Genomic DNA, 26,185 nt, shown 5'->3' on the forward strand with positions numbered 1-26,185 from the left:
ATTATACTATCTAGTAAGCGCTTTCAATTACTAATCGGTGCACTCTTTGTGCGCAGTGCACAATCATTCATTTGAGGGGGAATAATGTTGAGTAATGCAATTGCTCCATTAAAGGGGCAGGCAAATATGCCAAACTACGATGAAGCCCGTGCTACGTTTAGATGGGAAGATGTTGAAAAAACGTTTTCTTGGGATGAAACTGGAAAGGTCAATATGGCTCATGAAGCGATTGACCGACACGCAGAAACATGGAGAAAAAATAAAGTCGCTCTCTACTATAGTGATCGAGACCGCGATGAAAAGTATACATTCCAGGACATGAAATTACTATCCAATCAATTTGGTAATGTTTTACGAAAAATTGGAGTTAAAAAAGGAGAACGTGTCTTTTTATTTTTGCCAAGATCACCAGAGCTATATATTAGTATGATCGGGATATTAAAAATCGGTGCAATTGCAGGGCCATTATTTGAGGCATTTATGGAACAGGCAGTTCGTGATCGTTTAGAGAACAGTGACGCATCTGTTCTTATTACAACAACTGAACTACTACCACGTGTTCCTTATAATGAGCTTCCCCATTTAGAACATATTATTTTAGTCGATAATGTAGACGCTCCTGACGATGATTCTACTACTGCTTTTTATCATTACGAACAAGAAATGCATAACGCATCAAAAAAATTGGATGTGGAATGGGTTGATCGTGAAGATGGAATGATCTTGCACTATACGTCTGGGTCAACTGGAAAACCAAAAGGAATTCTGCACGTACACAACGCCATGATACAACACTATCAAACGGCAAAATGGGTGTTGGATTTGAAGGATGATGATGTGTATTGGTGTACTGCCGACCCCGGCTGGGTAACTGGCACGTCTTATGGGATTTTTGGACCATGGTTAAACGGTGCATCAAACCTCATTCGTGGTGGGCGATTCACTCCAAAAGATTGGTACGGAACAATTGAAGAATACCAGGTTACCGTCTGGCTAAGTGCCCCCACCGCTTTTCGTAGGCTCATGGCGATTGGTGATAAGGCAACAAAACAATTTGATTTAAGTTCGTTACGGCACGTTTTAAGTGTTGGTGAACCATTGAACGCTGAAGTAGTTCATTGGGGAATGAAAGTATACAATCAACGGATACATGATCATTGGTGGATGACAGAAACAGGTGGCATTATTATTTCCAATTACCCTTCCATGACACTAAAACCAGGGTCAATGGGTAAACCTTTCCCAGGTATTGAAGCAGCTATTTTAGATGAAACCGGTAATGAGCTTCCACCTGGAAAAATGGGTAAATTATGTATTAAAGCAGGGTGGCCATCTATGCTTCGAACTGTATGGAAAAACGAGGAACGGTTTAAGCAATACTTCCCTTTTGAAGACTGGTATGAATCAGGCGATTTAGCTTCGAAAGACGAAGAGGGCTACTTCTGGTTTGAGGGTCGTGATGATGACGTTATCCAAACTTCAGGTGAACGCGTTGGACCGTTTGAAGTTGAAAGTAAGCTAGTCGAACATCCAGCAGTTGCTGAAGCAGCAGTTATAGGTAAGCCAGATCCTGTACGAGGAGAAATTATTAAAGCGTTCGTTTCGCTTAAAGATGGCTATTCACAAAGTGGAAATTTAGAAGAAGAACTTCGTCAATTTGTAAAAGAAGGCTTGGCTGCGCATGTTGCACCACGAGAGTTAGAAATACGAGATTCGCTACCGAAAACACGAAGCGGTAAAATAATGCGACGCGTTTTAAAAGCATGGGATCTTGGACTACCAACGGGAGACCTTTCAACAATGGAAGATTAAATAATGAAGGCTTAAGTGAAAATCTGGAACCTTTACTATTAAAAAATATTACGAGGAGGTTTTTCATGAGCAACCTTAGTGCAAATAAATTAGACAATCAAGTTAACAATCAGATTGATTATGAAAAAGTAGAGCAAAGTCCAAAGTTTAAAAAATTGATGGCTGACAGAAAGAAATTTATCATACCGTTAACCATATTTTTTCTAGTATTTTATTTTTTACTACCAATATTAACTTCCTACACGACGTTTCTTAATACACCAGTTATCGGTGATATATCATGGGTATGGATATTTGCATTTTCACAATTTGTGATGACTTGGGTGTTATGCACTATGTATGTGAGAAAAGCTGCTACCTTTGATAAACAAGCAGACGAAATCATTGAAGAACAGCTTGACAAAGGAGGAAAAAATTAATGAATACAACGGTTGTCGTTCTTTTTCTAGCTATCGTTATTTTGACGCTTTTTATCACATACTTTGCTGCTAAGCATACACAAACGACCGGTGACTTTTATACAGCTGGTGGAGGATTAAAAGGCTGGCAAAATGGTGTCGCAATTGCTGGAGATTATTTATCAGCAGCCTCCTTTCTAGGTATTGCCGGGGCAATTGCTTTATATGGATTTGATGGATTCTTTTACAGTATCGGATTCCTTATTGCATATCTTGTTGTACTATTTTTAGTTGCAGAACCATTACGAAACCTCGGAAAATATACACTTGCAGATATGCTAAAAGCACGCTTTGACGCTACAAAAGTTCGTGGAGCTGCTGCACTTAGTACAATAACGATCGTCCTGTTTTACATGATTGCACAGTTAGTAGGTGCAGGAGCCTTAATCCAGCTATTATTCGATATCCCTTATTGGATCGCGGTGTTAATTGTTGGTGTGATGATGACCATTTACGTATTATTTGGTGGAATGATTGCAACTAGCTGGGTCCAAATCGTAAAAGCAGTCCTATTAATGGCGGGTATGATTATCATTTCGTTCCTAGTTCTACTAAAATTTGATTTTGATATTTTATACATGTTTAATGAGGTAAAATCGGTTACAAGCCATGGGGCAGATTATTTAAAACCGGGACTGAAGTACACTGAACCACTTGGAACCATATCTCTAATGGTTGCCTTAGTACTCGGAACAGCTGGGCTTCCGCACATACTGATGCGCTTTTTCACTGTTAAAGATGCAAAATCAGCAAGAAGCTCTGTTATTACAGCGACATGGGTCATCGGTATCTTTTATGTACTTACATTGTTCCTAGGATTCGGAGCGGCAGCCTTCGTAGGGGAAACTAATATTCTAGCAGCAAATCCAGGCGGAAACATGGCCGCACCATTACTTGCTCAAGCAATCGGTGGAGAAATTCTATTCGCCTTTATTTCTGCAGTAGCATTTGCTACAATTCTTGCCGTAGTTGCAGGACTTGTATTATCAGGTGCATCAGCATTTGCCCATGACTTATACGGACAAATTATTAAAAAAGGAAAAGCGACAGATAAACAGCAAATGCTAGCAGCTCGTTACGCTTCTTTAGCTGTATCTGTTTTAGCGATTATTCTAGCTTTATTTGCCCAATATTTAAACGTGGCATTCCTTGTGTCACTTGCCTTTTGTATTGCGGCAAGTGCTAACCTACCAGTTATCCTTTACACAGTTTACTGGAAAAAATTCAATACAAGTGGTGCTGTTGCTGCAATGCTAACAGGTCTGTTCTCAGCATTAATTCTTGTATCCCTAAGTCCAAGCGTATTCTCGCCAGTTGAAGGTGCTGCATTATTTGTCGGAGACCCAATTTTTCCACTTGCCAATCCAGCATTGGTTTCCGTGCCTCTCGGATTTTTAGGAGGCTACCTTGGAACAGTATTAACTAAAGAAAAAGATGCAAAACGATACGCTAAAGTCAAAGTAAAAGCAAATACAGGTTATCAAGAATAATTAATGAAACCTTGAGGTTGGGGCATAACTACTCCTACCAATTGAAATGACGAACAATGCTCTAAATTAGCTCCGGAAATATACGTAGACTCCTTGAAAAAGAAAATCGCTTTTTCTGCGTGCGATGCTTTTTCAGGGAAGCTTTCCTTGTCCTGCGGGAGGAAAGGCATCGGTGAGACCCTGGAGTGCGAAAGCACGAGGAGGCTCAACAGCCACCCGCGGAAAGCGAAGTATATTTCCGGAGCGTTTCTTTACACCATTTTATATTATTTTTCGGATTCTCTTTAATAAATTTAATTTTGCCCCAGCCTCAAAATTCACACAATTGACAGCAGAATCTTGTTCTAAAACACACTATTTCCACATAAACTACACAGTTACCAAACATCAAGGAGGATATCATCATGCCGCATGGGATTCATCAACAAGCATTAAACCTTCCGATTGAAAAAGTCTGGTCATTTGTAAGCGATATGAACAACTGGGCTCCCCTCGTTCCTGGCTATATAGCGCATCATATCGTGAATGACAGACAATCCACATGGAAATTCAAAGGAGATGTAGGGCTGATTCAAAAAACGGTCCACTTACAAATTGACATTATCGAATGGAAAAAGCCTACACTCGTGACCTTTAAACTGACTGGATTAAATGAAAACTTTAAAGGTGATGGCTATTTCGAGGCAGTTTCCCTCAACAAAAAGAAAACGAAAATTATAGGATATATGGACATCAATGCAAAAGGCATGATGGGACCAATGATCAACCCAGTTTTAAAAACGATCGTTCCCAAAACAACAAAAGAGCTTACTGAATCTGTTGTTGCGAAGATAAACGAACAGGAAGCTGTAACCGTATAAAATCGTTAAACTTTAATTGATAGTACACAAAAAGCCATTATTTCAGTACATATATTCACACTGAAATAATGGCTTTTCATTTAAAAACTCTGATGAAATTTGCTTCGAAATACCCTTTATTAATCCGATGTAGCGTTTGTCATTCCAATTCCATAAAAAATTGATCCAACACACGATTAAACTTCTCCGTTTCTTCCAGAAACAACAAATGACTACTATTTTCAAATGCAACCAGCTTCGAACCAGCAATCCTTCTTTGAATATATTCTCCTGCTTCAATTGGAAAAAATCCTACCGTTCCAAAACAAATTAAGGTGGGGACATCGACATTTCCGACTGTATCCCGATAATCCACGGCCGTCTGATTAAAAACAATGGTGCTTTCCACCGCTGCCGAAAGTCGATTCATTTCCGTCAATATCCATTCATGCTCTTTTGGATCAGGCTTTTCCTTAAACATTCCATATATAAATTCGCTATTAAAGCCATGTTGATCCTCTTGAATTGCCTGCATCACACCTTTTATGGCATCAAAATCAAACGCCCCAAACGCCCAACCTGGCCAGATATAATCTGATAGAGATTGGTCAACAACCGTGATCGCTTTAATATTTTCCGTACTAAATTGATTCACGTAATCCCATAACACGAATGCCCCCATTGACCAACCAACTAAAATAACATCCTTCACTTCAAGTTTTTCAATAAACTGCTTTAAATCTCTGGCGTATTGTGCAACTGTATGACCACAATCAACCTTAGACGACTGACCATGACCGCGCAAATCCAATGTAATTGTTCGATATTTTCCACTAAAATATGGAACTTGTTTATGAAAAAACTTGCTACTCATCATCACTCCGTGAACAAAAATAACTGGTTGCCCTTCACCTACATCCTCGTAGTAAAGCTTTGTCTCGCGATCTAATTCGACAAATGGCATGCTATCGCTCCTTTAACTATTTAAATTATCGTATTGATTATATTGCTCTTACCTAAACTATATTCTAATTTAGACATAATTTACGATGAGAAATAATAGGATGACTATCGTGAAGAATTTTTGCGCCAAAGCGTCATCTTTGTTTTCACTGAATATTTTCTTTATACTTTACAAAAGAAAGTCAATTTTGAGGGAGGATTTACATGCAACGTTTAATGTGTAAGGGGAAAATCCACCGTGCAACAGTCACAGAAGCAGAACTAGACTATGTCGGTAGTATAACAATCGATTCCAAATTAATGGAAGAAGCAAATATTAAACCATACGAAATGGTGCAAATTACAAGCTTAAAGAACGCAACTCGTTGGAAAACATATGCAATACCTGCACCAGAAGGATCGGGTAGAATTTGCTTAAATGGACCTCCAGCACATTTATTTTCACCTGGAGATATCGTCATTATCTTAAGTATGGGACTTATGACGGACGAAGAAATTGAAGACTTAAAACCAAGAGTAGTATTTGTAGATGATAAAAATGAGATTACGAATGTAGAAGAACATGATCTACATTGGCCAACAGGTGTGAAATCCTAATAAACAATGAAATCCAACTGGTATCTTCAGTTGGATTTTTATTGATTTTTAAGCTTGAAAACATCTTTTTCCAACGAATGTACCTTTTGTGTTATGAAGTCAATTTCATGTCTAGAAACAATATTATTATTAAGTTTTTCATCCATTACATCTATTTTTTCTGTTAGCGTATTAAATGCGGTCTTCATTTGTAAGGTAAGTAAATCAACCTTATCGTCTAGTGTTGTAAAACGCTTATTAGTGCTTTCTTCCATTTCATTGAAACGTGCTTCATTTTTTTCTTCTATTTCATTGAAACGGGTATCTATTTTTTCAAATCGTTTTTCATTTATTTCTTCCACTTCATTAAACCGATTAAAAAGTACTTTTTGTTGGTTCAATATTTCAGTTAAAATGCCGTTACTTTCCATTCTATTCACACTCCTGTAGCTATCTTTTCTATTAATATAATACAAAACACAAAGATAGTCCAAACTATAAAAAGCCATTTTCATTCGAAAATTGATTGTAAAATGCTTGAGGCTGATATGTAACCCGTAACTTGTAAAAAAATAATTTTTGTAGTAAAAGAGAACTTTTTTATTATTTTCCAATTCACCCAGATTGAAACAAAAAAAGGAACTGGATATCACTCCAATTCCTTGTCATTCTCAGTCCATTATCTCCCTAAGAAAACTTTCCCCTTCAGCCGTTTTCGGTATTCCAAAAAAGTCACTAAATGTGGCGCCCACATCAGCCATTGTCTCCCGCAGACCAATATTAGCTGCTTTCACTTTCTCTCCCACAATCATAATGGGAACGTATTCACGCGTGTGATTAGAATGTCCTATAGTGGGATCATTCCCGTGATCAGCCATAATAATTAATACATCTTCTGCTGCCATTCTTGGAACAAACTCCTGCAACCATTTATCTGTTTCATTTAACAAATCACAGTACCAGTCAACATCCTCAGAATGTCCGGCTAAGTCGGTTTCTTGTATATTAACTAAAAAAGCTGCATCTCCAGTTTCCTGTGTATATGCATTATTTACTTCTTCTAACAATTCAGTTGTGTTCACAATGGGATTTGCTGGCCCTTCTCCATGGATAACGTCTGCCGTTTTACCTAAACGGTATACTTTCAATCCATGTCTTGCTGCAATCATCGGAAATTGGTTATCAATATCAACACCATATCCCATATGAAAAACTTCATATCCATCTCCATAAACATTTGCTTTCGGAGTGTCTACCCCCCATTGATCCGGATTTTTTTCTTTTACGCAAGCTAAAATATGTTCAATTGAGGTATGTGGTCCACCAAATGCTATAACCCTAGTGGTATCAACATTTTCACGGATTACCTTTCCAATTTGCTTCACTTCAGAAAAAGGCATTTTGTTCAAATCAGCTGTGACATTAATAATATTTCCATACGCTGACTCCAAATTATCCCCAACAACTACCCCGTCATCAACTACTAACACAGAACAATAGTCGAAAGGGTACTTCACTGCATATCCAGCTGTTTCAAGGGCTACTTTCAATTGCAAATGAATGTCCTTCATCAATCGTTTAGTCGATTTTTTCGGACAACTACCAGCTATTTCTTGATGGCCCAGATACGTATCTGCTCCATGATGAGCCAGTTTTGAATAGCCGAACGCATTCTGCGGTTCCGGTCCGCCATCTACTAGCATTCCTAAGCCTAATTCATACATAAAAGGAGTCTTCAAAGCACCTTTCTTTTTATCCCGAATATGCTTATACGTATTTGCGTTGCAATCCGAGGAAATGAAAGCTTCACAATCTTCCATCGCCCCAATTCCAAAACTATCAATGACGACCAAGGTCATTTTTGCCAAGACGTCACCACTTCCTTTCTAAATGAATAAGTCTTGGATTTCCTGACTGAATACCCTCAACCAATGCAACATGCGCGCGGGTTACAAAAATTTGCGTTCGAAATGCAAGTATCGCTGTATCTCCAATTTCAATGGAAAAATCAGTAGGGATTTCTATTGCCCCATAATAGTCAATCGTTTCTGGACTAGGCTTTTTAACATCTACATATTGATCGAGAGTCTTCTCGTTGCGCCCCACAAAACAACCATTCATATTTGAGCGACCATAAAAACCGCCTGCTATTACATGATAATTTTCTTCGGACTTATGAGACACTTCTGTTACATAAATAATCGCCGGTTTTTCATCCAAGTCTTTATAAGCATGTAAAGGAGTAGTTCCTGTTAGTCCGTGTCCAGGCTCACCGTGCGTTACTCCTTGTTCAGCCAAAAATGGAATAGTTTTACAACTCGTTCCACTGGGACCATTTACTTGCTTAACATCTATCCCTTTATCTAGCAGTACTTTCTTCGCTGTAAGTAAGGTGGCTAAGTTATTTGTTGGAATCATCTGCTCGCAATTATCTGCCAAAAGCAAATTTGGAAAAGAAGTTACACCAACTATTGTTACACCAGCTAAATCCTGCATTAAATCAATAACTTGTGAAAGCTCATCCAGTGGCACCCCACCCTCTTGACCTTCATAAATACTGTCATTCTTTCCAACAACTTTCAGTAAAATATCTTGTTTAACACCTAATTTAATAGCCACGTCGGATAGTTGTTTTGCTCGTTCGTACGAAAAGATGGTTACTACTTCAGGCTTCCAGCTTAGAACTTCTTCCCATTGATGTTTTCCAGGTTGTACTAGATGTCCGATGTTACCAATTTGCATACCGTGTTCTGCTAATATTTTTCCTTCGTCAAAATCAACCGCAACCGCTTTTTTTATACCACTTTCCGCAATAATAGTTGCAATTTCAGGAAAACGCCCAAGCTGTTTACTCATAAAATATAATTCTACGTTATGATCATTGGCCACCGTAACAAGCTTCTTGGTATTTGCTCGCAAACTATCAACATCGATTACATAGGTGTTTGGAGGAATTTCCCCCATTTGATGTAGTGAGACACCAGCATGTATTAGCCCTGGATTTCTACGTTTTGTTACATCCAAAAACATGGAAGCATCCTCCTATTTCTTTAGGCTCTGTTCGTATAAATTATTGCTCTTTGACGTTGCAATAGAAGTAAATATGGCGTCTAGGCAAATACTCAATCAATAACGGACACACAAGCACTTATTTTTACTTTTAACGCCTATTTTATGGGTTAAGAGGACTCAGGATACCTTATTTAGGTAAGAATAGAGTGAAATTCAGTCTTTTTTACTAAATAAGGTATCCTGTGTCCGATTAGTGCTCAAAAAGAGGTGATTTTAGTAAAATAAGGTATTCTGAGTCCGCTTACTGACATCATCCCTTGACATGCTCCTATTTTCCCGCAGTGCCTTTGTGCATTACATTTTCAAATGAATCGCTCTATCTAAAATCTCTATTACCGTGGAGGCACCTGATTTCATTGGATTAATCCGAAGCCCGTATTCCTTCAGTCGAGGCTGCGCTTCAATAAAACTACCTGATACACGGTAAATCATCGGTACAATTTCATATTTTGATTCCGCACCAACTGGATGTGTTGCAGCTCCAAGGCCGTTACTTCGTTTAATGACTTCCTGTGCGATAGGTTCTTTAAGTTCTACAATGACATTTTTTGATTGTGCATTCGTCATGTAAGCAGCTTCGATTCCACCAATCACACCTTCATTTAGACGTCTACAAACTTCCTCAACCTGCTCATTTTGAATCGCTAGTGAAACTGGGGCAAATGTCATCATTCGAAGTAATTCCATTGCCTCGTAGCCTTGAACCTGTCCCCCACCAGAATAATTGCGCTCGTGAATTTGATTAATAGCACTTTCTTTTCCTACTATAACACCAATACCTTCTGGACCAAGAACCTTAAACCCTGAGAATGTTGAATAATCAGCACCATATTCAACACCAATACCATGGGTTTTCATAGCACAATAATTATCATCAACTACTATTGGTAATTCTGGACGAACCTGTTTTACCGTTTGTATTAATGCTTTCAAATTATACGAATCAAAAGGCTGTTGTCTTGCATGCTGAATGTAAAAAATCTTACATGAACGATTTTCCATTACTGCTTTCTCAACGGAATCCAAGTCATTATAATCAATCGCTTCCGTATGAATACCAAGAATTCTTATCGTTTCTTTTGTAGTAGTGTAGACGGGGGCGGTATGAATAAACATCGAATCTCCAGCATAAAGCAGTGCACTTAATATAATCCGTATTGCACCCGTCCCCGCTCCTCGAACTAATGCCGCTTTTTCAACATCAAAAAATTCGGCTAGCGCACGCTCCACTCGTTCTGTTTGTTCTGGCTTTTTATATCGAGGTGCAACACCTAAATCCCCCATCGATAAAAATTGATCTCCAGTAAAATGCTTACTCATGCTTCGTACTAATTTAAATTGAAGTTCTTTCGCTTCCTCTACTGATAAGCTCGGAAGCACGGAATCAGCGTATTTCAATTTTGCTGCATCGTAAACCATTACTATTACCCCTTTATAGAAAATGCGTTTGCTGGATTATGAACAAGTAAATCTGTAATAACTTCTTTTGAGATACCACGGTTCTCCAATTTAGGAATAAAATCACGTAAAACTAGATCATAACCAGGACCCCCATGTTTTTTCCAATGCGATTTTCTCGTTAGATCAGCTGAAAGCAAAATCTGCTTATGGAATCCTCGCTCGATAAAGTCTACTAAAAAGTCTAACCGCTCCTCATCTGGACGATAGTTATTTTTACCAATTGTATCGAATCCAATATATACACCTGATTGGAGAACATCTAATACCTCATCCTTATTTGGATTTAAATCCTGATGCCCGATAATAATTTGATCCTTCGATAATCCAAGTCCAAAGAGCATCTCTACCTGTTTACTTCCAAGCGTTCCGAGCGATGTATGGGTGGAAACAGGTAATCCTGTTTCCACCGCAGCCTTGCCCGCCCCTAAGATTAACTGTTTTTCAATTGGCTTTATTTCGTTAACACTCGTTCCGACCTCACCAATGACTCCAGGAAAAACATCCGTATTTTCGATCCCGTGTGTAATTTCTTTTATAAAATGTTCCGCAAATCGATCCTGATCCCATCCTGTAGCAAACGCAGGAATAAACGGATCTTTATAAAAACCTGTGCACGTTACTATATGAATATCCGTTGTTTCACTTAACCGTTTTAAGCGCTTCACATCTCTACCCATTCCGTCGTTCGTTAACTCAACCAAGGAGCGCCCACCTGCACGATGAAAATGATACAATTCTGCCGTCACACCATGTTCATCGTCTAAAATTGTATCAGGATCATTTTTTACACGTGATAAATCTATTGATAGATGTTCATGTGCTGCACATATTCCGAATTCTTCTTTGGCTATTTTTCCTGTAACAGTTTGTATCAAAAAACTCAACTCCTATTGTGGTATAGTCATGATTCCTAACGCTACTAAAATATTTGCAATGATTCCAACCGCAATAGCCCCTACTGGACCTACTGCCATTCGTACAATTGGACGACCTGCAACCTCGTTTAATAAGTAGAATCCAGCAATAAAGAAGAAACCAAATCCTGGCGCGATTGCGTTCGATGCGTTCGCACCACCAATTAGCAATGCTACTTCTAGTAATCTAGTCATTGCACTTCGAATATTTTCACCTGAATTTCTAACCCCTGGATACTTATCTAGGAATCTTGCAATGGAACTTAATAGCAATACCTCTAAAAAGATAACGATTGCTCCGATGATTACTGCAATCCAAACATTTGGTGAAAATAAACCAACAACGAAAATGAGTGTAAAACCAACTGGACTATACACACCAGTTGCAATAGCCGTACTAGCAATTAAAGGGATAAATCCGATTGCACGAGCTGCCGCAGCAATACCAGCATCTGTTTGTTTACCTTCTGCTAGTAAACTTAAAGAAATAGGATCCCCAGCCATTAATAGTAGATTGGTAGCACCTGCAATTAATGCACCAATTAACATAAAGAATGCTACGTTTTTTCTAATTGATTTTACTTTTTCACTAAAGATGGAAGCCAAATCAACAGATGCACCATCTTCTGCCTTTTCCTTCATTGCATATCCGAATAGAAATATCATTCCTGCTATCAACGCCATACCTTCTTGGTTAAGACTAACTACATTTCCACCAATGTTTATAAAACCGCTTTCATTTACAAAAACAGCTAGTTGCCTTACAAGTGCAGCTACGATAAATGTTAAAACACCTTTTTTAATACTAAACTGCATGGCAACAGCTAATGCTGGAAACGCCATGAAGGTAACAACAACTGGTGTACCAACCGCTCCCATTGGTTCTAAGAAATTAACTGGTAAGTACTCGAATAATTTTACAAAGCCTTCAAGTCCAGCAAGCAACCCCCAACCATATAAGCCACCTACAACGGCTGCAACAGGCGTACCCCACTTATTCTTTGGTGCTATCAAACCAATAATATCTGTACCTAATAAAATACTGTGAATTAATATAATACTGGCTGTAATGGTAAATGGAATCCCAAAACCAACTACTAGTCCAAAGCTCATCGCAAATGCAGTTATACCTAATTCTCTACGCTTTAATCTTCCTTCAATATGCTCCCCAACTATTGGCCGTAATCCATCGTTAAAAACCGCAATATTTAAATTAGCTAACACTGCTGCTACTGCCCCTATTAAAACAACAAATACTAACTCCATCCGTAATCCCCCTCCGTTTACTTACTTATTACTTTCAATTGCACGAACTATCATTGGCACTGCTGTTTCCATGTGATCACCCGTAAAACCAAAAGCCTTTTTCCCATTCTTTACTGCTTCTATCACCTTCTCTTCGACTGGTTTTTTACCCGGCATTGAAACCGTTTCACATTGATCTCTTCCAATGAGCGCAATCGCCATCGCAAGTGCTCCCCCGCCACCAGTATGGCAAGCCCCAAGATAATAATCTGCCTGCCCTGTTTTAATAGCCATAGCTGCATCAATGTCTGATTTAATAACCGTTTCTAACGATGGATCGATTTCATGAAGTAACGCTTGCATTTCTTTTTTCTCTACCTGTCCACCAATGACAATTTTCATTTGTTATCCCCTCCAAGAGATAGATTAATAACATTCGTGTAATGCATATATAAATACTCTTTTTCCTCACATGGTAACGCTTCTCCCCATTTCCATTCCACATAAGCTACTTGTTCCTTTGCAATAGGAAAGCGGGGAGAATCGATTATTTCTCGCATGATTTCCGGTGCAGGAGCTTCCACTGTGTCACCCGTTTCTATACGTGATAGGGCAGTAGGCAAATGCGTGAACAGCATTTCAGCTTGTTCCACTTCCTTAACAACTAAATCATTTAACAGCTTCTCAAATGCAAGTTTTGTGACATTAGACGCATGAAGCGTAATTACCTGTTGCTCCAATAAAATTTGAAGTCTGCTTTCAAGCTCACGACTATTCATACATTATCCTCCTAGTAATGTGGCAGCTTCTTTTTATCTACCACAAGCTGTTGAATGGACACAATTTTCCCCTTATCAAATTGGGATATCTGCTCTAATTCTTCTATTCGATCTTTTTCAATTACGATTACTGCAGTTGATGCCTTCTCCGCAATTCTTTTTGCTTCCTCCGAATAAAAATCACCTACCTTAAATGCACGCTTCGCCCTATTTTCGTCCGAATTCCAGACAGCGGCATCCAATGTTCCATTCAGTAAATAATCAAAAAGTTGCATATAATTGACCGGTACTAACTCCACATCTTTACCTTCACACTCTAAAAGTGTAATTTTAGATTGATCAATGGACGTATGGTCAATTCCAACGCGCATCCCATCTTTTATGTAGTGGTTATCTGGGTCAGAAAAAAATATTTGATGGGCTGAAACATACGTCTTAGGTCCAAAATTTTGAGCAATTACTAAATTATCATCCGTTTGTATCTCTTCTTCTGCCGCCAACTGTGACATAATGATAAAATCGTATCTACGGGACTTTAGAGCTTCCAATCTATTTTTTGAACCTCGCATATATGCTAAATTAATACGATTAATCATATTTTCTGATGTCTCCATGAGTGCAGTTGCTAATCCTTCATACTGGGTAGAATACGGTAACGGCATTGCACCCATTAATGCTCCAATACCAGCAATTTCTTTTAATACTGGAATATCCTTATAGCTTAGAAATGTACCTAAGTGCCCTTTTGACTCAAGCTTTACAGCATGTAGATTTTCAAGCACCTTCAACGCACCTTGAACTGTTCCACGACCTAACGATAGTTCCTCTACTAAATCATCTACTCTAGGTATTCGCTCCCCTTCGTTTATATGAACTAATTTCATTGCAATCTCTTTTGCCGCTAATCCATTTTTTGAAAATAAACTGTTCCATATTCTACTCATAATTGACTCCTTCTTAATATACAGTATTCAGTATATTGAAAGTATAGTGCTTTCAACAAAATTTGACAAGTCTTTTCTGAATATTTATAAGTAATTAACATTTTACTATCTCTAAATCTATCCATTTGTCGGATATAGTCGAAAATATCCTCAATAAGTCGCATTGAGATAAAAAACAATATACATTATATTGTATATTAATAGTTATTATATACTTCTGAATTTTATTACATTATTTTGCAGAAAGGTTGGTGTCTGACCTCAGGTAACAACGCTAAACTAAGAGGAGGAAAAAAGGATGAAGAAGCTATTTTCTATTATGTTAGTAGTGTGCTTGACTTTTGGCATGACTTTCCTAGCAACAAGTACTGTTTTTGCCAAAGTTAAACTCAGTCACGGTAGCCCTGAAGCAGTCGGAATGGATAAGGAAAAATTAGCTGAGATTGATAAGGTAGTATCGGAAGCTATAACAAAAGGAATTACCCCTGGAGCAGTCGTCCTAGTTGCCAAAGATAACAAAATAATAAAAGAGAGCGCATATGGTTACGCGTATAAATATGACATGGGGCAGCTACTAGATCATCCACGAAAAATGAAGGCTAAGACAATCTTTGATTTAGCCTCAGTCACTAAGGTTATGGGAACTACCCAAGGAATAATGAAGCTAGTCAGTGAAGGCAAGATTTCAGTTAACGATAAAGTAATAAAATATATCCCCGAATTTGCTCAAAACGGTAAAGAAGAAGTGACCATTGCAGATTTGTTGACACATACTTCCGGACTAACACCATGGGAACCAACCTACTTGTACGCTAGTAACTCATCTGAGGTCTTAGATTACATCAATAAACTTCCATTAGAATACGAAACCGGGACAGATCGTCGTTATAGTGATTTCAGCTTTATGACATTGGGCTTCATAATTGAAAAAGTAACCGATCAGCGATTAGATGACTATTTAGAGGAAAACATCTATGAACCATTGAAAATGAAGGATACCATGTTCACACCACCAGCAGATTTGAAAAAGAGAATTGCTGCCACTTCTTGGGGTAATCCATTTGAATATAAAATGATTGATGACCCAAATTTCGGATACTATGTGGAAGAGGATCCAGATATGTTTAAAGGATGGAGAGATTACACAATAATCGGAGAGGTCAGCGACGGGAATAGTTTTTATGCGAATAACGGTGTCGCAGGTCATGCTGGGCTATTTTCAACTGCACGTGATTTGGCCATTATCGGTCAGACTATGCTAAATGGAGGTAGCTACGGAAAAGTTAAATTGTTTGATCCAGAAGTAATCGATACATTTACACAACCACAGCGATACGGCCAAGGTTATGGATGGGAATTGAATAAATCATGGTACATGGGAGATTTTCACTCAAACCAAGCTTTTGGTCATACAGGCTTTACTGGAACACAAGTAATAGTTGATCCCGAATACAACCTACAAATCATTGTCCTAACGAATAAACAAAACAACGGTCAACTAGAGAGTGGCTCGTATTATAGTACAGGTAGTTTATCTGCAGATATAGCCGATATTGTATACCAATCTATGAATAGATAGGCAACTAGATTACTGACTTTATCAATATTCAAGGTGCCATATGAGGCACCTTGTCCACTTTTTAATACCAATAACAATCACAGCAATCACATTCCTATCTTAATATATAATATCCATAAATAACCCCGCGGCTCCAACAACTCCGACTTTCTCACCTAATTGAGCTGGAGTGATTTCCGTTCGTCTGCCTGCTAGATTTAATGCGTTAGTACCGACATAGGTTGATAGTGACTGAAAGAGGGAGTCACCTACCATAGATACACCTCCACCAATTACAATTTTGCTCGGATCAAATGTATTGATTACGGAGACACAGGCGATTCCTAGGACTTGAAACACATGGTTCACCATATCTACTATTTCAGAATGGCCATCTTCATAAAGAGCAAATACTTGTTTTACAGATACATCCTTCCCAATAATCTCTTTACCACGTTTTTCAATTGCTTTACCAGATGCTATTAAACCCAAGCAACCGTATTGACCGCACGTACATTTTCCAAAAGAAGGATCGACTACAGTGTGACCGATTTCTCCGGCATTTCCGCTTACACCTCTAAACAGCTTTCCGTTAATAAAAACTCCTGCCCCAATTCCTGTGCCAACTGTAATGTAAACAAAATTATCACATCCGTTAGCTGCACCAATCCATCTTTCTCCAAGTGCCGCTACATCTGCATCATTTTCTAAACGAACAGGTACGGAAAATGATTGTTCAACTAATTGCTGTATCGGGACATTTTTCCAATTTGAAAGATTGGGTGGTGATAGAACGATTCCACGCTCGCTATCCAATGGACCAGGTGCCCCAATACCAATTCCGATTATTGCGTCATCACCAATTTCGCCATCCCTTATCACTTTCTTTATTTCCTTACATATACTTGCTATCATTTCTTCTGGAGAAATAGATAGATCAGTTGGAATAGTAGATTCACTTACAATTTCCCCATTCTGATTTACAACTGCAATTGCAATCTTTGTTCCCCCTATATCAACGCCAACCGCATAGTTCATTTATTTTTCCTCCACTCAAGATAAACCCTACTCAAACGTCCCTTTAACAATCACATGCTTATCCTTGACCATGTGGCGACCTTTCGCAAAAACATGTTCAAGCTCTAACGAATCCTTTGCCAAAACTAGTACATCAGCATCCGCGCCTTCTTCCACTTTTCCCTTGGAATCCAAACACAACGCACTTGCTGTATTACGGGTGACCAGTGATAATATCTCTTCAAGCGGTAAATGATAATCCTTTACGGCAGAAGTTACTTGATTAAACAATGTTTGCTGACTGGCAACACCGAAGCCAACAAGTTTTCCCGCAGCGTCAAACTTGGGCAAGCTTCCATTCCCATCAGAAGATATTGTCAACTGATTCATGTCCCCGCCGTTTTGCTTATAATATGTAATTAAATCAACCGTTTCTTCATCAGCGGTGATATCAACAAATGCACCTTTATTAGCTAAATTAATAGCATCATCCATAAGTTCTTTACTTCTATTAATGTGTGTTGCATAGATTTTGGATGGTGGAATTTCATAGTCTTCCAGAATCTTATGCAAAAAAGAAAGACGTTCTTTTCCTGGACCTATATGAAAGTGCGTAACTCCTGCTTTATTGCTTAGTAAACCACCAACTCTTGCTTCAGCTACCAACTTTGCAATTTCATGAATCGAAGGTTGTGCCGATCTGGAATCGGAGAGTGCAATCTCCCCTGCCCCAATCACTTTATCTATTAGTATGACATCATCTTTAATAGATGACGTAATAGTAGGAGTCGGAACATGGTAATTTCCAGTATAAATAAAAGCGGTTATTCCCTCTTCCTCCAATCCCCTTGCTTTAGCCAGTAAAGAGGACATATGACGGGTTGTACCGTCTGTTCCTAAACATCCCACTACCGTTGTAATCCCTGCTTTTACGATGTTACTTAATTGCAGTTCAGGAGTTCTTGTTGAAAATCCTCCTTCACCACCTCCGCCAATTAAATGAACATGTGGATCAATAAAACCAGGTGTAATTATGTTTCCCTCTGCATCAACAACATTGAGATCCAAACCAATAGAAAGTAGCTTTTCTTCATCCAGTTTGCCTATTTTTATTATTTTTTCGCCAATCATTAATAAATCAAGCTTCCCCATATAATGTGGGCTGTATATTTCACCATTTTTAATAAGCGTGTTCATTTTGGAGCATGCCTCCTTATGCGATTATAAAAAATTATAATTTAGAAAACTTGGCTTATCGCCAAGCTTTAATGGCGAAAGCCTTAGTTGCCCTTATACTGATAACCATAAAAACTTTCCCATCAGTGTAAAATTAGATTATCGAAATTTGTTGCAATTTACAATTATGTTGTATTCCAAAAAAGCACCCGATCGTTAGATAATTTCTAACATCTTGGGTGCTTTACAAATCTTTTTCTACTATTTCTACTAAAGTTTAAACTGACGAACCAAACCATTTAGTTCTTCGGCTAATTTTGCTAAATGATCAGAACTTGATGCAACTTCATCCATTGAACTGCTTGTCTGTTGCGATGATGCAGCGGTCTGTTCTATTCCAGCAGCAGATTCCTCTGAAATAGAGGCAATTTCTTCTACTGAACTACTCATTTTATGACTATTCGATGCTATGTCAGATAAATTAGCTGTGATCGTTTTAATATTATTTACCATCTCGACAACTGCCGAATTAATACCGTTGAACGTTTGACCAGTAGTTTTAATTTGATTCGTACCAATCTCAACCTCCGCATAACCGCTCTGTAACGATTCCGTCACGTTACTTGATTCTTTTTGTATCGTATCAACTATACCAGTAATATCCGTCACAGATAATGATACCTGTTCTGCAAGCTTTCTAACTTCATCAGCAACAACTGCGAATCCCTTACCATGTTCACCCGCTCGTGCAGCTTCTATTGCTGCATTTAAGGCAAGTAAATTTGTTTGTTCAGCAATATCCTTAATAACGGATACAAGCTTCGAGATTTCTTGTGATTGTTGATCTAATCCTTGTACTTTTTGAACCGCATCCTGCACAATTTTATCGATCATCGCCATCTGTTTTGTTGATGATTCCATCAATTGACTACCTTTCGTTGTCATACCTAAAACTTCGTCTGATGACAATTGAATCCGTTGACCTTTACTATTTGCTTCTTCTACTTTAGAAGTGAATGATAACATCGTGGATGCTAGATCGCTCGCACTACTCGCCTGTGTTTCAGAACCGGTTGCCAACTCCTGCATGGTTGTGGCTATTTGCATAGAACCTTCCTTCACTTCGTTAGCAGACTGTGTCAACTCCTCACCCTGCCCAGTAACCGAATCGGATACGTTGTTGATTTTGGTAAGCAACTCCCGCATATTCCCTGTCATTTCATTTGTAGCAACCACGAGTTGTCCAATTTCATCCTTTGAATTTGACTTTAAATCGCTATTTGTTAAGTCACCCTTAGCTATTGACTTCATTCGTCTCATTACGTTTACCAAAGGCTTGGTGATCATGTTTGACGTTAAAATCGCAATGACAATACCAATTAGAATTACTAGAGCCGAAACGATTAGAGCAATTAGAGAATTTGTTTCCCCTTTTACCAAAATATCTTTTCCAGCTTCGTTAATTTGTGCTTCCCTATTTTCAGCTAACTCCCTAAATCCTTTAATTATTTCGTCTTCAAGAGCCTTTACTTCCGTTGACAGTATATTCATTGCTTCTTTTTTGTTTCCACTATCATATGCCGCAAACACTTTGTCTGTAGCCTTTCCCCACGCTATCTTTTTATCGATAAGTTCTCTTACTTTTTTCGAATCACTCAATTTAAGAAGCTGCTCTTCTAGTTTAATGCTCTCTTCAATCCCAGATTCAAATAACATTCGATATCCATGGTCATCGTATAAAAGAAATCCACGAAGTAATGAAGTTCGATTGACCATGTTATACGCGAGTTTTTCATCTAATATAAGTAGCGGTAACTGCTCATCGACTATTTCCTCAGTGTCGTTTTGTATATTTTTTAATGTAATATAATTATAAGCCCCTAGAATAACTGCTAGTAAAATAATAATGGAAAAGCCAAGCAATATTTTTGTTCTAATACTTTTAAACTTGAATAAATCTTTCATTGATGTAGTACTCCATTCTCTAGATAGTATTTTGCTATGATTTTAATCAATCCAACAATAAATAAATTTCAAGGTCGCCAGTCTGTTCAAACGCCACATTTACATGAATTGCTTGTTTAAATCCTGACAATTTGGTGTTACCTTCAATAATGGTAGGGGACGTAATGTCCGTATTAATGCCCTCTTTTACAATGCTTGTCGATAATGAACCTGCTATCATATTACCTAACTCACCACTAAAAGAAGAAAGCATCTCCTCACCAATTGGCATACCAAACATCGATTGGCCAATTGAACCGAAAGTAGTCGTTTCGCCTGATAAAACTAGCTTCCCTTTGACATCCCCAATAATTCCAATTAAAACCCCAAACTGAATGTATAAAAGTTGATCCAATAATTTCGGTTTAGCAATCTCGTGATTAATCGGCACTACTGTTTTAATCGATGCATACGTCCCATTCAATAATTCTTTAACAGACCTATTTCTTTCTTCCATTGTAATTGTCATAGTTATTACACCCCTTTGTCCGTATGTCGTACATTAAAAAAATTGGCCACTCTATTAAAAATAATAGATTTGCCAATAGACTTTACGTAACAATTACAATGAAGAATCGTACTATTGGTAGCCAGGCGACCATAATTTAGGTTTATACTCCCAAACGTTAGACCCTAGAGCTTTGCGTCCCACCCTTTCGAATGGTTTGCCTTTATCATGTAGATAATTTTTTAGATTTCAGACATACTAGATATTTTCTTGTTTGACGAATTCTACTACTTTTATCGACAAGATCAGACAAAATATTAAGCTTTATTTATTAGGAGGTTAGGTAATTTTAGCCAATTAATTGTTTTGACAGTGTAAATCGAGATATAATCACCCTCCCTAGATTCACTTGAGCGAAGTCTGCTCAGTAGCGGACTCACGATACCTTATTTTTACTTTTTGGGCATGTTTATTGGGTTAGGCGGACACAGAGTACCTTATTTAGATAAAACCACGATGAAAACACTACTTTACAACCGTATAAGGAATCCTGTGTCCGCGAACAGACCCCCTTAGGCAACTATTGACCAAATAAGGTATCTGGGGTCGGGTCCGCTTACCTCTTTCCTTTCAATAGAAAGCGTTGCAAAACAAAGAAAATCTGAGTTTCACATGTACAAAGCGAATACCCGGCCTGTGAATCAACCTGAAATTCAACTGCACAGATAAAAAAAGTAAACGAAAGTTCCAAACCAGCTTCTCCACATAAAAAAAACCCTTGGAATCATATAAGAATGATTCCAAGGGTTTTCTCTCGCTTACAGCTTAAACCGGATAACCTGCTCATTTAATTGTTCTGCTAATTTTGCTAATTCGTCTGCGCTAGTAGAAACTTCTTCCATTGAGCTACTAGATTGTTCAGCGGATGCAGCCGCTTCTTCAACACCTGCTGCAGTTTCCTCAGACACAGCGGCAATGTCTTCAATAGATTTACTCATTTGCACGCTATTTTCTGAGATATCCTTTAGGTTACCGGAGATCGTCTGTATTTTATCCACCACTTCGGTTACGGATTGATTAATTTTTTCAAACGTTTCACCGGTTACATTGATTTGTTTTGAACCTTCGTCAACCACTTTATATCCATCTTCCAACGACAGCGCAACGCCATTCGATTCCGATTGTATTCTACTAACAATCGTTGTAATTTCCTCGACAGAATCACTTACTTGTTCTGCAAGCTTTCGAACTTCATCCGCCACTACCGCAAATCCTTTACCATGCTCTCCAGCACGGGCAGCCTCAATTGCAGCGTTTAGGGCTAGTAGATTTGTTTGATCTGCCACATCTTTAATAACAGAAACGAGTGTAGAAATCTCTTTTGATTGAGAATCTAGACCTCTAACCTTTTCTAATGCTGCGCTAACAATTTGGTCAATGTCCTGCATTTGTGTAACTGATTTTTTCATCAGTTCATTACCTTCTGCAGTCATTGCCAGAACACTATCTGTGGAAGCCGCAGCATCGTGACCATTTGCGTAAGCCTGTTCTACTTTACTATTAAACTGCTCCATTAGTTCGGCTAAATTTGTCGCGCTATTCGCCTGCGTCTCTGCTCCTGATGATACCTCTTGCATCGTCGAAGCGATTTGCATACTTCCATCCTTTACTTCATTGGATGATTGAATAAGTTCAACACTTTGTCCGGTAACACGTTTTGATGCATGCGCAACCCGATTAACAATTGCGTATAAGTTTTCTTTCATCGCATTGACAGAATGCGCAAGTTCACTTAACTCATCACCACTTTTAATGACAATTGGTTCTCCAGTAAGATCGCCTTCTTCTATTTTTTTCATTCCATGGCGGATTTCTCTTATATTTCGGACAAAACCTCGTACAAAGAAAAATACAATTGCAAGTCCAATTAGGATAGAGAGCGCCGCGGTAATTAAGGTAGTTTGTAAAATATCATTACGTATTAGTGTCGCAAGCTTTGACATTTCAAAGTCCATTCCAACTACACCAATTACTTGTCCACCCTCATTTGTAATGGTTTTCGCTAATGTAATCGTTGATTTTCCAGTACCAGTATCAATATATGGCTGTGTCCAGATTACTTCGCCCTTACCTTCCATTGCTTTTGTGTACCATTCCGTTGTCCTAGGATCATATTTGGTTAAATCTACTTCCTCTGGTGGAATGTTATTTAAGTAAAAGGCACCCTTGTCTGTTGCCATATACAAATTAAGTAAGTATTCATCGTATTCCTTTGAGATTTCTTTCAAGTATGATTCATAAAAAGTAGTTTTCTCAGGATCGTTAACAGTTGGCATGTTCACATATTCTTTTGTCTCTTCTACTTCAAACGTGTATGTATCGTGTTTCATCTCGGCTGACTTTGTAATTTCCGTTAGCCCATTTTCATAAGATGAAAATATTTCTTTCGATTTGGAAGACATTGCTTCAATATCTTCTTTTTGAAGCACCGCTTTTTCTAGTATTGCTGTTTGTTGGTACGAAAAATATCCTACTAGTAGTAATGGGATGATTAATAAAATCATCATAAATAATGGCAGTTTGTACTTAATTAATCGTAGTTTCTTCATATCTAATCCCCCTTACTAGTACTATCGGATTAGAGTTGACAAACTTCAACAAATTTTTGCAATATTTTTTAATTATTAGTTGATCGTTAGATTGTGTATTAGAATCTCGACGATTTTTCATGATAAACTACTTATAGTTAATTCATTTCTGTGAAGGAGGTACCCTATGAATAAAACAATAAAAGATATCCTGTTAATCATAATTGGATCACTCATTTTTGCGATTGCAATCAACTACTTTGTCATACCCAATCGCCTTTCGGAAGGTGGGGTCATCGGGATAACCATTGTTACCTATTATTTATTTGAATGGTCTCCAGGAATTGTTAATTTCGTCTTCAACACTGCATTGTTAGCTGTCGGATACAAATTTTTCGATAAACGAGTAATTTGGTATACAATTGTTTCTATTATTTTCTCATCCCTATTCCTGCATCTTACTGTTGATATCGGACAGGAAGTAAGTGAGGATACATTACTAGCCGCACTTTTCGCAGGCTTAACTGTAGGTCTGGGACTTGGTCTTATTTTCCGTGCAGGAGGTACCTCTGGCGGTTCAGCAATTCTAGCACGATTATCAAATTTACTTCTAGGATGGAGTATTGGAAAAGGAATGCTTGTAATCGATATTATCGTTATTGCGGGGTCAGCTTTTATCATCGGACAGGAAAAAGCGATGTATACGTTGATTTCCGTGTATGTAGGGGCCAAAGTCATCGATATCGTTGTTGAAGGAGCAAATGAACGAACCGCCGTAATGATTATTTCCAAGCACCCGGACGAAGTATTGGAACAAATTACGAACAAAATGTTGCGTGGCTTAACGATTCTGGAGGGACGTGGGGGATATACGAAAGCAAATAAAGAGGTCCTATACCTCGTCATCAATAAATATGAGATCGTTCCACTCCGAAAAATCATTGAAGAAATCGACGCTAATGCATATGTAACGGTCCATAACGTACAGGAGATATTTCGGAAAGGGTATAAAGGAAGGTAACGGAACCTTGGCTAAATTGCCAGGTTCCTAAATTTTATTTTTTTCCAACGTAACGTTACACCAATCGAAAACTTGGAACTAGCTCGCCTATTATTTCATTTCGCGCATTACGTAGCTTTGGATGATGGTATTTATTCAGATGCTCCAGTTGCTCATCATTTAGTAATCCGAGCTGCACCATCGCTTCAATCGCTGCTGGGGCTGCTGCTCGATCGTTGCCATCCGCTACCTTTACAGCAATTCCAATGCCTGTTTCCGTATCACCAATGCAGTAGACACCCTCTGCACCAGCTTTTCCAAAAAATCTTCCATTGCCAGCTTTCATAAAATCGGTACAGAAGCGATCGGTTCCACCTACCATTTCTGGAAATAACGTCATTGCATTTGTTATCCGTTGAACAGTCTTTCCACGTTCAGCACCTAATGTTTCGGGATCTGCCATTCTAGCAAAACCGTATGCGTAGCGTTCAAGCGGTAATCGATGAACAGGAACCCCGCAACCATCAACCCCAATATCAATATCTGCTTTCGGATAATCGCACACTTCAGCAATTGTCTTCGTAATCCGTTGTTGCACAGAATGTTCGATAGCATAATAATCCTCAATTGATTCCTTCATAAATTTTGCTGCCGCCACCATCGCAATATGTTTACCAGAGCAATTGTTAAAAACAGGTGTTACCTCTTGTTGACGATGTAGAAGGTCTTCATATGTATTCTTTGAAAAAGGTGGATGGACCCCACATCTCAGAGCAGATTCATCAAGTCCAACTCGCTTTAAAATAGCTAAAACTCTGTCAGTATGGATGATTTCACCACTATGTGAACCAGTACAAAGCGCTAGATCAGTGTCACTGAAATGATAATAATCAGCCGCACCAGTTTCTACTAATGGTATAACCTGCATCTGCTTTGTAGAAGAACGTGCATATATTTTTCCGTTTGGATTTCCGACATGATGAAGCAAATCGCCTCTTGAATTGACAACAGCGATATGTACATGATGACAACTTTCCGTGTGATTCCCTCGTCTGACTTTAACGATATTGTTCTGTTCCATGTTCTCATTCCTTTCGTCCTAACAATCTATTATTAATATTATCACAAAGCCGGAATTCATAACCTATTACACCTCATATACGGTATATTTTATAGTATTTTTGCCTATACCGGTTAAAAAAGGAGTGGACTTAATATGTTACTAGTAGAAATCTTTATAGCAGTTTACCTGATTGGATCTTACATTCATTTTAGAATCACTAGAAATAGAGAAAACCTGAAGACGAAATTACTAAAAAAACACATTCATAGAAGTAAGGAATTGAAACAAACATTAGCAATGGGCTTATATTTACAATTTCGTAAAGAAAAAGAAGAGTATAATCCGAAAATTATCGAGAATGATTTGTTTGTCAAACAGGACCCCTTTACGTTTGAACATTTTGTCGCAGAGGTATTTAAAGTAGCACGAGGAGGAACAACTTGGGTGTCGCCACCGGTCGGGGATCACGGTGTCGATTTTGAGCACATAGTTGAAGATGGATTGTACTTAGGGCAAGTAAAATGTTTGATGAAGGACATGGATTTTGGACCTATTGCGATACTACACTCCAATATGGTCAAACAAAATGCAGTTGGTGGTTATGTCATTACAACATGTTCATTTACTGAACCTGCAAGACAATATGCAAAAGGATTAAATATTGAGCTAGTAGATGGAATTCGGTTAGTAGAATTATGGCTAGAGGGATTAGAATACTTGGAAGAAGATATTTTGAAAACAATACCTGATTATGTTTAGGTTTACCAATTAAAAAACC

24 protein-coding genes and 1 riboswitch are annotated in these 26,185 nt (G+C 38.3%); of the genes, 8 read left to right on the forward strand and 16 right to left on the reverse strand.

Features of this window, described 5'->3' with window-relative positions; translation table 11 throughout:
- Positions 1 to 84: 84 nt before the first annotated feature.
- The 4 genes from acsA (at position 85) to ACY9Z2_RS00365 (ending at position 4,620) form a co-directional block, all read left to right on the forward strand.
- The gene (acsA, locus tag ACY9Z2_RS00350) at positions 85 to 1,812 is read left to right on the forward strand and encodes an acetate--CoA ligase (protein WP_463607605.1); all 1,728 of its coding nucleotides are present in this window, start codon (positions 85 to 87) and stop codon (positions 1,810 to 1,812) included.
- Between the two features lie 65 nt (positions 1,813 to 1,877).
- Positions 1,878 to 2,231 carry a DUF485 domain-containing protein gene (locus ACY9Z2_RS00355; protein ID WP_463607606.1) on the forward strand — a complete coding sequence of 118 codons (354 nt, stop codon included), beginning with the start codon at positions 1,878 to 1,880 and terminating at the stop codon, positions 2,229 to 2,231.
- Positions 2,231 to 3,760, forward strand: a complete 1,530-nt coding sequence (locus ACY9Z2_RS00360; protein ID WP_463607607.1) for a solute symporter family protein — start codon at positions 2,231 to 2,233, stop codon at positions 3,758 to 3,760. The genes ACY9Z2_RS00355 and ACY9Z2_RS00360 overlap by 1 nt, the downstream gene beginning before the upstream one ends.
- A 404-nt stretch (positions 3,761 to 4,164) precedes the next feature.
- On the forward strand, positions 4,165 to 4,620 hold the full coding sequence (locus ACY9Z2_RS00365) for an SRPBCC family protein (protein WP_463607608.1): 456 nt from the start codon (positions 4,165 to 4,167) through the stop codon (positions 4,618 to 4,620).
- Positions 4,621 to 4,759: 139 nt separating this feature from the next.
- Here the strand turns inward: ACY9Z2_RS00365 and ACY9Z2_RS00370 are convergent, their stop codons facing one another.
- The gene (locus ACY9Z2_RS00370; RefSeq protein ID WP_463607609.1) at positions 4,760 to 5,563 is read right to left on the reverse strand and encodes an alpha/beta fold hydrolase; all 804 of its coding nucleotides are present in this window, start codon (positions 5,561 to 5,563) and stop codon (positions 4,760 to 4,762) included.
- A 203-nt stretch (positions 5,564 to 5,766) separates the two neighbouring features.
- On the opposite strand from ACY9Z2_RS00370, the gene panD reads away from it, so the two are divergent.
- Positions 5,767 to 6,159 (forward strand): aspartate 1-decarboxylase, encoded by a 393-nt coding sequence (panD, locus tag ACY9Z2_RS00375; protein ID WP_463607610.1) that lies wholly within the window; start codon positions 5,767 to 5,769, stop codon positions 6,157 to 6,159.
- Positions 6,160 to 6,197: 38 nt separating this feature from the next.
- Here panD and ACY9Z2_RS00380 read toward each other — a convergent pair whose 3' ends face one another.
- From ACY9Z2_RS00380 to yhfZ, 9 genes are all read right to left on the reverse strand, one after another.
- On the reverse strand, positions 6,198 to 6,569 hold the full coding sequence (locus tag ACY9Z2_RS00380) for a hypothetical protein (protein WP_463607611.1): 372 nt from the start codon (positions 6,567 to 6,569) through the stop codon (positions 6,198 to 6,200).
- 240 nt (positions 6,570 to 6,809) lie between these two features.
- Positions 6,810 to 7,997: a phosphopentomutase gene (locus tag ACY9Z2_RS00385; protein WP_463608263.1), complete on the reverse strand. Its 1,188-nt coding sequence runs from the start codon at positions 7,995 to 7,997 to the stop codon at positions 6,810 to 6,812.
- 13 nt (positions 7,998 to 8,010) lie between these two features.
- Positions 8,011 to 9,168: a YhfX family PLP-dependent enzyme gene (locus tag ACY9Z2_RS00390; RefSeq protein ID WP_463607612.1), complete on the reverse strand. Its 1,158-nt coding sequence runs from the start codon at positions 9,166 to 9,168 to the stop codon at positions 8,011 to 8,013.
- 336 nt (positions 9,169 to 9,504) lie between these two features.
- Positions 9,505 to 10,629 (reverse strand): aminotransferase class V-fold PLP-dependent enzyme, encoded by a 1,125-nt coding sequence (locus ACY9Z2_RS00395; RefSeq protein WP_463607613.1) that lies wholly within the window; start codon positions 10,627 to 10,629, stop codon positions 9,505 to 9,507.
- 5 nt (positions 10,630 to 10,634) lie between these two features.
- Positions 10,635 to 11,546, reverse strand: a complete 912-nt coding sequence (locus ACY9Z2_RS00400) for a phosphotriesterase family protein (protein ID WP_463607614.1) — start codon at positions 11,544 to 11,546, stop codon at positions 10,635 to 10,637.
- Between the two features lie 12 nt (positions 11,547 to 11,558).
- A complete protein-coding gene (locus ACY9Z2_RS00405; RefSeq protein WP_463607615.1) occupies positions 11,559 to 12,851 on the reverse strand; it encodes a YhfT family protein in 1,293 nt (430 codons plus the stop codon).
- 21 nt (positions 12,852 to 12,872) lie between these two features.
- Positions 12,873 to 13,232: a DUF2620 domain-containing protein gene (locus ACY9Z2_RS00410; protein WP_463607616.1), complete on the reverse strand. Its 360-nt coding sequence runs from the start codon at positions 13,230 to 13,232 to the stop codon at positions 12,873 to 12,875.
- Positions 13,229 to 13,609, reverse strand: a complete 381-nt coding sequence (locus tag ACY9Z2_RS00415; RefSeq protein WP_463607617.1) for a PRD domain-containing protein — start codon at positions 13,607 to 13,609, stop codon at positions 13,229 to 13,231. Before ACY9Z2_RS00415 ends, ACY9Z2_RS00410 begins: the two co-directional genes overlap by 4 nt.
- A gap of 11 nt (positions 13,610 to 13,620) precedes the next feature.
- Positions 13,621 to 14,553 carry a GntR family transcriptional regulator YhfZ gene (gene yhfZ, locus ACY9Z2_RS00420; RefSeq protein ID WP_463607618.1) on the reverse strand — a complete coding sequence of 311 codons (933 nt, stop codon included), beginning with the start codon at positions 14,551 to 14,553 and terminating at the stop codon, positions 13,621 to 13,623.
- 298 nt (positions 14,554 to 14,851) lie between these two features.
- Between yhfZ and ACY9Z2_RS00425 the strand changes: the two genes are divergently transcribed.
- Complete coding sequence (locus tag ACY9Z2_RS00425; protein WP_463607619.1) at positions 14,852 to 16,132, forward strand: serine hydrolase; 1,281 nt, start codon at positions 14,852 to 14,854, stop codon at positions 16,130 to 16,132.
- A 99-nt stretch (positions 16,133 to 16,231) separates the two neighbouring features.
- On the opposite strand, the gene ACY9Z2_RS00430 is transcribed toward ACY9Z2_RS00425, so the two are convergent.
- The 5 genes from ACY9Z2_RS00430 to ACY9Z2_RS00450 form a co-directional block, all read right to left on the reverse strand.
- Positions 16,232 to 17,149 (reverse strand): ROK family protein, encoded by a 918-nt coding sequence (locus tag ACY9Z2_RS00430; RefSeq protein WP_463607620.1) that lies wholly within the window; start codon positions 17,147 to 17,149, stop codon positions 16,232 to 16,234.
- A 27-nt stretch (positions 17,150 to 17,176) separates the two neighbouring features.
- Positions 17,177 to 18,325: a beta-aspartyl-peptidase gene (iadA, locus tag ACY9Z2_RS00435; RefSeq protein WP_463607621.1), complete on the reverse strand. Its 1,149-nt coding sequence runs from the start codon at positions 18,323 to 18,325 to the stop codon at positions 17,177 to 17,179.
- Positions 18,326 to 18,574: 249 nt separating this feature from the next.
- Positions 18,575 to 20,269, reverse strand: a complete 1,695-nt coding sequence (locus tag ACY9Z2_RS00440) for a methyl-accepting chemotaxis protein (RefSeq protein WP_463607622.1) — start codon at positions 20,267 to 20,269, stop codon at positions 18,575 to 18,577.
- A 46-nt stretch (positions 20,270 to 20,315) separates the two neighbouring features.
- Entirely contained in the window at positions 20,316 to 20,777 is a 462-nt protein-coding gene (locus ACY9Z2_RS00445; protein ID WP_463607623.1) for a chemotaxis protein CheX, read from the reverse strand.
- A 113-nt stretch (positions 20,778 to 20,890) separates the two neighbouring features.
- A riboswitch (cyclic di-GMP riboswitch) is annotated at positions 20,891 to 20,988 on the reverse strand.
- Between the two features lie 586 nt (positions 20,989 to 21,574).
- Positions 21,575 to 23,365, reverse strand: a complete 1,791-nt coding sequence (locus ACY9Z2_RS00450) for a methyl-accepting chemotaxis protein (RefSeq protein WP_463607624.1) — start codon at positions 23,363 to 23,365, stop codon at positions 21,575 to 21,577.
- A gap of 166 nt (positions 23,366 to 23,531) precedes the next feature.
- On the opposite strand from ACY9Z2_RS00450, the gene ACY9Z2_RS00455 reads away from it, so the two are divergent.
- On the forward strand, positions 23,532 to 24,365 hold the full coding sequence (locus ACY9Z2_RS00455) for a YitT family protein (protein WP_463607625.1): 834 nt from the start codon (positions 23,532 to 23,534) through the stop codon (positions 24,363 to 24,365).
- Between the two features lie 55 nt (positions 24,366 to 24,420).
- Here ACY9Z2_RS00455 and ACY9Z2_RS00460 read toward each other — a convergent pair whose 3' ends face one another.
- Positions 24,421 to 25,425, reverse strand: a complete 1,005-nt coding sequence (locus ACY9Z2_RS00460; RefSeq protein WP_463607626.1) for an asparaginase — start codon at positions 25,423 to 25,425, stop codon at positions 24,421 to 24,423.
- Between the two features lie 135 nt (positions 25,426 to 25,560).
- Between ACY9Z2_RS00460 and ACY9Z2_RS00465 the strand changes: the two genes are divergently transcribed.
- Positions 25,561 to 26,166, forward strand: coding sequence for a restriction endonuclease (locus ACY9Z2_RS00465; RefSeq protein ID WP_463607627.1), 606 nt, complete (start codon positions 25,561 to 25,563; stop codon positions 26,164 to 26,166).
- Positions 26,167 to 26,185: the final 19 nt, after the last annotated feature.

The organism is Virgibacillus sp. GM2-2 (assembly GCF_055329585.1).